At 48.5% G+C, this 2032-nt stretch carries 2 protein-coding genes; both read left to right on the plus strand.

Annotation, left to right across the window (positions count from 1 at the left end; all coding sequences use genetic code 11):
* The first annotated feature begins 90 nt into the window (after window positions 1-90).
* The gene (locus tag FGS84_RS30220) at window positions 91-903 is read left to right on the plus strand and encodes an AAA family ATPase (RefSeq protein ID WP_138311847.1); all 813 of its coding nucleotides are present in this window, start codon (window positions 91-93) and stop codon (window positions 901-903) included.
* 194 nt (window positions 904-1097) lie between these two features.
* Window positions 1098-2032, plus strand: a 935-nt coding sequence (locus FGS84_RS30225) for an ATPase, T2SS/T4P/T4SS family (RefSeq protein ID WP_347563915.1), incomplete at its 3' end; no start/stop codon positions are given.

Here is a 2032-nt window from a genome sequence, read left to right on the forward strand (position 1 = left end):
CACTCTGATAAGGAGCCAGAGGAAACCAAAGCAGAGGAGCAGGAGGAGTACGAACAGGGCGAAACAGAGGAAAGCGAGGTGGAGTAAGCCTTGAATTTTCTGAAAAACAGTATTTTCAGCAGGGGAGCCGGGGACAGCTCTCCTGACTGGGAACCGGAAAATGAGAATCAAATGCTGGCAGTCTGGGGAAGTCCTGGATCTGGTAAAACCACGACAGCAGTGAAGCTGGCGGCGCGTCTTGCCATGCAGAAGAAGGATGTGGCTCTCCTTCTGTGTGATATGAATACACCGATGCTTCCCTGTATCTGTCCTCCTGGAGACCTGGAAGAGGAGCATTCTCTGGGGAGTGTTCTGGCAGCAACCCATGTGTCGGAATCGTTGGTACGCCATAACTGTATTACTCATAAAAAAATACGCCATCTAACGATCCTTGGAATGAGGAAGGGGGAAAATGAATACACATATCCACCTTACGAGCGGACACAGGCAGAGGAATTACTGCAGTGTTTGAGAAAGATCGCTCCCTATATCATCGTTGATTGTGGAAGCTGTATTGCCAATGACGTTCTTTCGGCCATTGCCTTGATGGAGGCGGATGCAGTGCTGCGGCTGGTAAACTGTGATCTGAAATCCATCAGTTATCTTTCCAGTCAGCTTCCGCTTCTTAAGGACAGTCAGTGGGATGCAGAAAAGCAGTATAAAGTGGCCAGCAATGTATATCCCAATGAGGCCAGCGAACACATTGAACGGGTGCTCGGCAATGTGGCATTCCAGATCCCTCATTCCGAGGAAGTAAAGGCACAGGTTCTGGAAGGGAACCTTCTGAAAGAACTGGTGCTAAAGGACAGTAAGGGGTTTAGAAAAACCATGGAAGCAATCACAAAGGAGGTGTTCGGATGTTAGGGGAAAGACGCAGCAAAGCCGCGTTTTCTGCGGGTTTTCCCGAAGCTGTTCGGGAAGAAACACGACAGGATTCTGGACATCTTCCGGAGGAGATCATGGAAACGGAGGCTTCTTTGGATGGCTTGGATGGAGGGGAGGGGACAGAAGAAAACTTCCAAAATGATAGCCTGTCGGAACAGGCTTGTGAAGGACAGATGCATGGAAAGGAGGATATCTGGTCAGAAGAGGAGGACATAGAGGCTCCTTTGTGTACTCAAAAAACGGGAGGTCGTTCTCTCCGTACCCATGACCTGTTTTTTGCATCGGAGGATGAAGGGCGTGACTTTCAGTCCGTGCTGCAGGAGATACAGGCGTATCTTTCCAAAGAATATAGTAATCTGGTAACCGGAGATGGAAACGAAGAAATAAAAGCACAGATCCGCCGATTTGCCGGGAAGTATATTCAGGATAACCGTATACAAGTACCGGGAAAAACCACGGATGAGCTGATTGATGCGATTTATTCAGAAATGGCAGAGTTCGGTTTTCTCACAAAGTACATCTACGGGGAAGGGATCGAGGAGATCGATGTAAATGCCTGGGATGATGTGGAGGTCCAGTATTCTGGTGGAGTGACAGAAAAATTGAAAGAGCATTTTGAAAACCCCGAACATGCCATCAATGTCATTCGGCGTATGTTGCATGTGTCTGGAATGGTGCTGGATGATGCGAGTCCAAGCGTTCTGGGACATTTAAGTAAAAATATCCGTATTGCTGTACTGAAGACACCTCTTGTTGATGAGGATGTCGGGGTGGCAGCTTCGATCCGAATTGTGAATCCCCAGAGCATGAAGAAACAGGACTTTATAAAGGGAGGAACGGCAACCAGTCAGATGCTGGATTTTTTATCGGAGTGCATCCGGTATGGAATCTCTGTGTGTGTGGCGGGAGCCACAAGCTCCGGAAAAACCACCCTGTTAGGCTGGCTTCTGACCACAATTCCGGACGGTAAGCGTATTTACAGTATTGAGAATGGTTCAAGGGAGCTGGCGTTGGTACGCAGAAAGGATGGGAGGGTAGTCAATTCCGTGATTCATACCTTGACCCGTGACAGCGAGAATGAGAGGCAGAGAGTAGATCAGATTGCACT

Origin of the sequence: Clostridium sp. 1001271st1 H5 (assembly GCF_005845215.1) — a bacterium.
Lineage (GTDB): Bacteria > Bacillota > Clostridia > Lachnospirales > Lachnospiraceae > Enterocloster.